This is a genomic window from Flavicella sp. (assembly GCF_029238425.1).
In the GTDB taxonomy this organism is placed as follows: Bacteria; Bacteroidota; Bacteroidia; order Flavobacteriales; family Flavobacteriaceae; genus Flavicella.
Genome location: NZ_JAQWGB010000170.1, coordinates 1 through 8,071 on the forward strand (window position 1 = coordinate 1; position 8,071 = coordinate 8,071).

General features: G+C 33.6%; 9 protein-coding genes. 1 reads left to right on the forward strand and 8 read right to left on the reverse strand.

Translation table 11 applies throughout. From position 1 onward, the window contains the following. The first annotated feature begins 36 nt into the window (after positions 1–36). Entirely contained in the window at positions 37–1,302 is a 1,266-nt protein-coding gene (locus tag P8H68_RS11700; RefSeq protein ID WP_300325300.1) for a POTRA domain-containing protein, read from the forward strand. A 59-nt stretch (positions 1,303–1,361) separates the two neighbouring features. Here P8H68_RS11700 and P8H68_RS11705 read toward each other — a convergent pair whose 3' ends face one another. From P8H68_RS11705 to arsS, 8 genes are all read right to left on the reverse strand, one after another. Then, positions 1,362–2,159 carry a transporter substrate-binding domain-containing protein gene (locus P8H68_RS11705; RefSeq protein WP_300325303.1) on the reverse strand — a complete coding sequence of 266 codons (798 nt, stop codon included), beginning with the start codon at positions 2,157–2,159 and terminating at the stop codon, positions 1,362–1,364. 190 nt (positions 2,160–2,349) lie between these two features. Next, positions 2,350–3,228, reverse strand: a complete 879-nt coding sequence (locus tag P8H68_RS11710; protein ID WP_300325306.1) for a sterol desaturase family protein — start codon at positions 3,226–3,228, stop codon at positions 2,350–2,352. 55 nt (positions 3,229–3,283) lie between these two features. Beyond that, positions 3,284–4,252, reverse strand: coding sequence for an arsenosugar biosynthesis arsenite methyltransferase ArsM (arsM, locus tag P8H68_RS11715; protein WP_300325308.1), 969 nt, complete (start codon positions 4,250–4,252; stop codon positions 3,284–3,286). Between the two features lie 54 nt (positions 4,253–4,306). Beyond that, positions 4,307–5,119 carry a purine-nucleoside phosphorylase gene (locus P8H68_RS11720; protein ID WP_300325309.1) on the reverse strand — a complete coding sequence of 271 codons (813 nt, stop codon included), beginning with the start codon at positions 5,117–5,119 and terminating at the stop codon, positions 4,307–4,309. Next, positions 5,116–5,823 (reverse strand): DM13 domain-containing protein, encoded by a 708-nt coding sequence (locus P8H68_RS11725; RefSeq protein WP_300325312.1) that lies wholly within the window; start codon positions 5,821–5,823, stop codon positions 5,116–5,118. Before P8H68_RS11725 ends, P8H68_RS11720 begins: the two co-directional genes overlap by 4 nt. A gap of 1 nt (position 5,824) precedes the next feature. Further along, the gene (locus P8H68_RS11730; protein WP_300325315.1) at positions 5,825–6,445 is read right to left on the reverse strand and encodes a TIGR04282 family arsenosugar biosynthesis glycosyltransferase; all 621 of its coding nucleotides are present in this window, start codon (positions 6,443–6,445) and stop codon (positions 5,825–5,827) included. Next, positions 6,420–6,920: a rhodanese-like domain-containing protein gene (locus P8H68_RS11735; RefSeq protein WP_300325316.1), complete on the reverse strand. Its 501-nt coding sequence runs from the start codon at positions 6,918–6,920 to the stop codon at positions 6,420–6,422. Before P8H68_RS11735 ends, P8H68_RS11730 begins: the two co-directional genes overlap by 26 nt. Before the next feature lie 9 nt (positions 6,921–6,929). Continuing rightward, a partial coding sequence (arsS, locus tag P8H68_RS11740) for an arsenosugar biosynthesis radical SAM (seleno)protein ArsS (protein ID WP_366144943.1) occupies positions 6,930–8,071 on the reverse strand: 1,142 nt, incomplete at its 5' end.

The following is an 8,071-nucleotide window of genomic DNA, read 5'->3' on the forward strand; positions in this document are numbered from 1 at the left end:
CTATTAAAGAATTCTTTTCTTCTCAACCCTAAATAAATGCGGAAATTAGCTTACCACTTTATCTTTTTATTTTTTTGTTTTAGTTCCATCTCAGCTCAGGACAAATTGATTTCGGAAGTTCAATTTATAGGGATCAAAAAAATCAAACCGAGCTTTTTAAAAAAGGTAGTGAGCACCAAACCCAACACCAAATTAGATTCTAGTGTTGTAGAAAATGATGTGAAATTCTTAAAAAGATTACCAGCGGTGGCACATGCTAGTTATAGCATCAAACAAAATGGGCAAGAGTCTCAAGTAATATTTGAAATAGAAGAAAGTTTTTCCATCATTCCTTTATTCAATGTGTATACCACAAACAATGAAGAGGTAGCCTATAGAGTTGGTTTGACAGAATATAATTTATTTGGTAAGGGGATGGTACTAGGAGGATTTTATCAAAAAGATATTTATGATTCCTATCGCATCAGTTTTCAGGCGCCTTATTTATTCTCTAAAAAATTTGGCGTAGGTTTAAGTTATCAAAACTTCACCTCTTTAGAACCCGTGTTTTTTGAACAAGGAACTGTAGATTACAAATACAACAACACTTCCTATGAAGTACTAGCACTCTATGAAATTGATGCCAAAAACAGATTTAGTGCCGGTGTCAATATTTTTAGAGAAGATTATAAGTATGTGCCAGTAGAGGGCGATGTGAGTCCACCAATTGATGAATTAATTGAAGATAAGGTGTTGTATAAATTAATATATCAGCATGATAACCTTACGTATCATTACCAATATGTTTCTGGATTTAAAGACATTTTTAATTTCCAATATGTAACATCTGAAACCAACGTATCCTCTCCAAATTTCTTGATCGGTTGGAATGATATTTTATACTACAAAAGAATCAAAAACCGTGGGAATTTTGCCACGCGTTTAAGAATAGGTTTGGCCACCAACAACGACTCGCCTTTCGCTCCTTTTGCTTTGGATAATAATGTAAACATTAGAGGAGTTGGAAATATTATTGATAGAGGAACTGGATCTATTGTTTGGAATGCGGAATACAGACACTCTGTGATCGACACTCCAATTTTTGCTATTCAAGGAAATGCTTTTATCGATTCTGGATCATGGCGTACGCCTGGAGGTAGCTTAAATGATTTTGTCAACTCTGATAATATTGTTGTTTTCTCTGGCTTAGGTCTGAGGTTCATTCACAAAAAAATAGTCAATGCTGTCTTTAGAATTGACTATGGTGTTGGACTTACTGAAAATTCTCATGGAATGGTGTTCGGGATTGGGCAGTATTTCTAATAACAAGGCATAAAAAAAGCTCCTTAATAAGGAGCTTTTTTTATAATCTTTATGACTTTTTATTTAGCGTATTCATACCAAATTTCATCTATTGTTTCAGACTTATCTTCTGCGTTGATTCTAGTAATATAGTTAGCTATTAAGTTTGTAAAGTGGTTGTCATGCGCTGCAATTACTGGGCTGATAAATTCTTTTTCTGTTGACTTAGAAATATTATTGTAATACAAGAAGCTTTCTTCATATCCAAAAGCAAGACTCTCACAAGTTTCAAAATCAGCAACAATACCATGAACTTCATCAGCTCCTAATAAAGCAATAGCTTCTGCATTGTTCTCAACCAATACCAATTGAGCATTAGGGAATCTATTTTTAACAAACTCTTCACTTGTTGTCCCTTTGGTAGTAGCCAAGGTAACTGTAGAGATATTTACATGTTCAGCATCTCCTTTAGATAATTTTTTACTTTTAGTTAAAATTGATTTTCCACTTTTAAAATATACTCCTGGAAAAACAACTTTTGCATTTCTTTCTGTAGTAATTGAAACTCCAGAAAATACGATATCAACTTGACCGTTTTGCACCGCTGGAATTAAATTTTCAAAATCCATTACTTCATACTTAACAGCAACTCCTAATTCCTTAGCTAAATAATTTGCAATTTTAATATCAATCCCTTCTAACTCACCTGATGCTCCTTTGAATGTAAATGGAAATTGCTGACCAGTAGTACCAACTACAATGGTTTTTTGTGCTAAAATTTTATCTAAAGTTTTTTGTTTAACTGACTCAGCACATGATGTAAGGAACGCAGAACTAGTAACTACTAAAAGTGCTAATGCAATAAATGATTTTCTCATAGTTTATAAGGTTTAATTTATTTCTTAATATTTCGAATGTAAATCTACTAAATTTCTTTTAATCAATACAAAGCAATTAAAATTAAACACGAAGGATTTAAGAACGAATAATTTAAGTTCTTGTATAATGTAAAAAATGACTTAAGAGAAATTGATTTAATTCGAAAACGAGACCTCTAAAAAGAAAATATTATTCCTTAAAAGGATACATTTCCTGATGCAAGAAATCTTTAGGGAATTTTTCATCTTTGTCAAACCCCAACTCAAGATCCCTGCCCGAATGCGGCACATGTGCGGTTCTAAAAATATAATCCCAGAGACTTAAGGAAATACCAAAATTGACCCCATGTTTATTCCCTTCTGGTAATTCTTTTGAATGATGCCAAATATGCATTTCAGCATTATTGAAAATATATTTTAAAGGTCCATAATTCAATTTTACATTGGCATGATTTAAATGCCCAATCGTTAAGGCAAATAGATGTACAAAAATAACATCATCCACATGAAACCCTCCAATCAAAGCAAGAGGAATATACAATAGGGTCCTGTATACTATAGTTTCCATCCAATGATATCTTAAATGAGCCGCAAAGCCCATTTCTTTTACAGAATGATGAACTTTATGAAAATTCCACAACCACTTATTAGCATGCAATAATCTATGAATTCCCCATTGCACAAAATCAGTTATTACAAAAAACAGCAACAATCTAAGCACGAAAGGAAAGCTGTTTACATCAAACAATTGCAAAGAATTTAATTCTGTAGAAAAAAAGGAAAGCACAGACAAAAAGAAATTTTCTGCAGCTGAAGAAAGGGCTATATATGCAATCATATTAAAAATAAAAAAATTGAAAAACATATAAAATGTATCCAACCAGAAGTCCTTTCTAATAATTTTTTGATTTTTTCTCCAAGGAAAAAACATCTCTAGTCCCCAAACAAATAGAGAAATCACCAATAAGGCATAGAAATAATTATCCCAGGAAGGGTGTAAAATCTCCTCAACTAAATAATTGCCATATCCGATGAATGAATATTTAAATAAGTTCCAAATTTCTACCATAAAAAAAATCCTAGTCGGTTTACGACTAGGATAAAGATAATTATAACTCCTTGTTTTAGCAACACCCACCTCCATCGTAATGGAAGGTAGACTCGCTAAAATAAATATCGTCTCTTCCTAAAGCTTTTAAAGCTCCAGCTGTTTTGTCGCAAACTGCTAATGGTTGATTTTTTATTAAGGTATGTCCTTTACCATCATCAAAGAAATCTTCCTCACCATAATAGATTGCTGCCTTACCAGTAAAAATACAAGGTCCATCCTCAGGCATTGGGTCTTTTATGGCGGCCACTTCTATAGATTCTATATAAATCAATTCATCGGTTGGGTAATTTTTTGGATCTAATATTCTATAGGGCTTTCTTGCTCTAATTTCAATAGTTCCAAATCCGGCATCCGTCAACATTTTCACATATTCAGCAATCGGTAAACTTCCACTCAAGCAAAGAGCTCTCAATCGTTCATCGTTTCTCAATGTTTCGTTCATTGGTTGCTCACAAGTAGGATCACTCATTACCAAACGTCCATGTGGCTTTAACACACGATACATTTCTGAGATCGCTTTTTTTAAATCATCCGCTTTGAAAATATTAAATAAACAGTTTTGAGCAGCTACATCAATACTATTATCAGCAACATTTAATTGTAAGGCATCTCCTTTTACCAGCTCTACAAATTCACTTTTAAACCAAGAGTTCTGAGCTTCGGCTTCTTTAAAGTTTTTCTTTGAAGCCTCTAACATTTCGTCCACCACATCCACTCCAATCACACCTCCTTTTTGACGAGAAAAATAGGAGAACTGCAACAATTCCATTCCTCCTCCAACTCCAACATATAAAACCCTAGGAGAATTTGTCAAATCTCTAGCATTCACAGTACTTCCACATCCATAATTCATCTCTTGCATGATTTTCGGAATCTTCAATCCTGGCAGTTCCCAAATAGGGTTTGTAGTACAACAAAGTCCAACATCTGGCGTTAAAGCCGCCTCCTTATACACATCATGTGTCGTATCTAAATAACTCATATCTCTTATTATTTATAACAACCTAAAATTCTTTAGCTTGCTTTATCATTTTTATTATAATTCCTCAATCAAGTTTGAAAACAACTCCACTAACTTAGGTTCAGCCTTTGCTGCAAACGCCAATATTTCCGGAATATTTATCGGTTGTAAATTATCTGGGTCGCACTCATCTGTTAACACCGATATCGCGGCACAGGGCAATCCCATCTGGTTTGCAACAATTACTTCTGGCACTGTAGACATCCCTACAGCATCCGATCCAATTATTTTTAAATATCTGTATTCCGCTCTCGTTTCTAATTGAGGTCCTACCACTGCAGCATATACTCCTTCAAATAATTTTATGTCATTAGACTGAGCAATTTCCTTTAATTTATAATTCAAAGAAGCGGCATAGGGTTCTATCATATCAACAAATCGAGGACCAAATTCTTCGATTCCTTTTTCTGCCAATGGAGAACCTCCTTGTAAATTAATATGATCTTCTATCAACATCAATTCTCCTTTTTTATAGGTCGGGTTGATAGCCCCTGCAGCATTGGATATTAACAAATTTTCAATCCCTACATATTTTAGTACTCGAACAGGAAATGTTATTTCGGAAAAAGAATAGCCTTCATACAGATGAAAACGTCCTTGCAACGCTATAACTTTTTTACCTCCTAAACTTCCATAAATTAAATTACCCGCATGTGACTCTACAGTAGAAACGGCAAAATTTGGAATCTCATTGTAGGGTATTGTTTTTTCTATTGTTATGGAATCCACCAGTTTTCCTAGTCCTGTTCCTAATATAATTCCAACTTTGGCATCTTCAATTCCTTGCTCTTTTAAAAAAGAAACTGTAGACTCTACTTTTTTTATCATCTTTCTATTATAATTTTTTGAGTGCGAACTTTACCATCAAATTGCACTTGTAAAATATAAATTCCATTTGGTAAATTTCTTGTTTCAATAGAATTTATTTCATCCGAAACCCCAATTTTTCTTTCAATCAATTCTCCTACCAACGAATATAAAAATATGTTTGCCTTAAGGTTACTTTTCAATTCGATATAAAAAGAATTTTGAGTCACCAGTGTAGGATAGATCAATACCAAATCTTCTTCAATCAAATCAACTGACAAATTTCCACAATCAACACCAGATTCTGCAGTAAAAGTAGCTCCCCCCCAATAATGATCATACATTTTACAATGCACATGTACATAACTGTAATCATTCAACCCAACAACAGGACTTAAATTTGTCAAATCATAACTCTGGCTACCAGTAGCACTTTTCAACACCCCTACTTCGATCGTATTTGGAGTAATCAACACCCCTCCAGGTGTGGATACTATGGTTGATTCTGACAAATAAACATGTAAGTCAGGACCAGAAGTCGTTGAGAAGTTAGAATCAAAACTAAGCGTTTTGGTTCCATCTGCTAAAAAGGTTAAGGTTGCATTTCCCGAGATTGAATAATCTCCAATCGGTCCTACGGCAAAAGGCGCCACTCTGGTACATTGGGCTTCTGTCAATTGAAAAGTTCCAATCAACACGAACATAAATAAAAGTAGATTTTTCATATCATAGGTATTTACCTAAATATGAGTCGGGATTTATATCCGAAATTACATCAATATCATTTAAAGTTTCTAAAAATGAAACTGAAAACAAACCATCTAAATCTGCAATCGTGTCTTTTAACACAGATTCCGTTCCCCATTTTTTATTTTTATACAGTTCGGGAATCAATTGTTTTGTCCCCAATAAATAATAGCCACCATCCTGTGCAGGACCAAGAACAGTATCAAATTTTTCTAAATCGTCAAAGGCTTTGCAGATATGAGATGTTTGCAAATCATAAATATCAGATCCAATAATAATAATTTTCTCATACCCTTTTGAAAACCCGTCCTTAAAGGCATCTAACATTTTCTCTCCTAAATCATTTCCACGTTGCGCTTTTTTAGAAAAAATAGTTTCGTCCCAATCATCAAAATTAACAACAGATTCTGAATAATATAAATTCTTGTCTGCATTGACATTTAGGGCAATATTTTGAGTATGACTTAACAACTCTTTATAAATATCCAATGCTTTTTGATCACCTATAGAGGCAGCCAACCTAGTTTTAACTTTCCCTAGCTCAGGGTTTCTGGTAAAAAGAATGAGTAGATTTTTATTTTTCATACACCTTTTCTCCATTTGTCAACCATTTGCTCCATTCTTTAGAAAAGGTATGCACTTTTTCAGTAGGCGTTTCGTTTTTATCGACAACAATTTTAGATTGATTTTTCCATTCAAAAATACCTCCATATAAATTGTAGACATTTTTATAGCCAGCCTTTAACAATTTTTCTCCAATCATTTCACTGCGGATTCCAATCGAGCAATACACTAAAATAGCTTTGTCTTTGTTAGGGTGTTTTTGCAATACACTGTCTATGCTAAAAAAATCAAAACCTATTTGTTCTGAATTCTCTAAATGACTCGTTTCAAATTCCTTTGGTTCTCTTGTATCTAGCACCAGATAATTATCTAGAGAATCAATCTCTCCCACGGTCAAGACAGGCACTGTTTCCTTCAAACTTCTTTTTAAAAGTTTATCAAACTTTTTGGTTTGAGCAGTCATTTGAAACACTAGAGAAAAAACAAATATGACGATTAAATTATTTTTCATTTTAAATCATTAAGAAATTGCACCTTGACAACTAGACCCAGCACCGGCTGTACAACCATAACAATGGTTTTTAAGTAAAATGTTTCTGTTTTCAAGATCCTTTTTAGAAAAGTCTTTGATGTGTTGATACTCCTTATCTATCACAGGTAAATGCAACATTTGATTGAAGTCACAATCAAAAATAACTCCATCCCATCTGACAGAAATAGTATCCCTACACATTACATTTTCAACGGCTGCTAAATTAAAATTATCAACCAATAAATTCATATAGTCCTCTACTTTGTTCTTTGATTTTAAATCATTTAGAAAACGGCTGATTGGCATATTGGTGATGGTATACAAATTGTTAAAATCAATAGAGAAGTTTTCCTTTAGCATTCTTTTGTAGTCTCGCTCCAATCCCTCCTGAGAACCCGGCAAAGATGGACCTCCTGGATTATAGACCAAATGAAGATTCAACCCCTTTTCAATTCCATACCCAACACTATTCAATATTTGCAAACCTTCAATAGAAGCATCAAAAACACCTTCTCCTCTTTGTTTGTCCACATTTTCTAACGTATAACATGGCATGGACGCAATAACCTCAACTTGATGTTCTTTAAAAAAAGCTGGTAGGTAATGATATTCTTCACTAAAAGTTAGAATTGTTAAATTACTTCTCACAATAATTTTCACGTTTCTCTCAGACAACTGTTCTACAAACCATTTAAAATCTGGATGAATCTCCGGAGCTCCTCCAGTCAAGTCAACACTGGAGAAACCACCTAAATCTAATGCTTTTAAGCAATCCTTCATAGTTTCTACAGACATCAGCTCTTTCCTAGCGGGTCCTGCATTCACATGACAATGATTACAAACTTGATTGCATAAATAACCTAGATTGATTTGTAAAATATCTAAACTTTTTGCCTGAAGAGGCAGTTGCTTGTAATCGTTTAATTTTTTAGAAAACTTTTCTATCTCCAACTCCTCCAAATAAGCCACTTCCACAGCAGACTTTTTCTGTTTGGCAATAGTCATTGGATTTGATCTTGCTTTTTTTAATGTTTCTTGAACTTTGTTATATAATATCTCTCGATCATCAGCAGTATAAGCTTCCATAAGTATAATTTTCTTGTTGTTTTGAAACAAATTTATATTCCAAA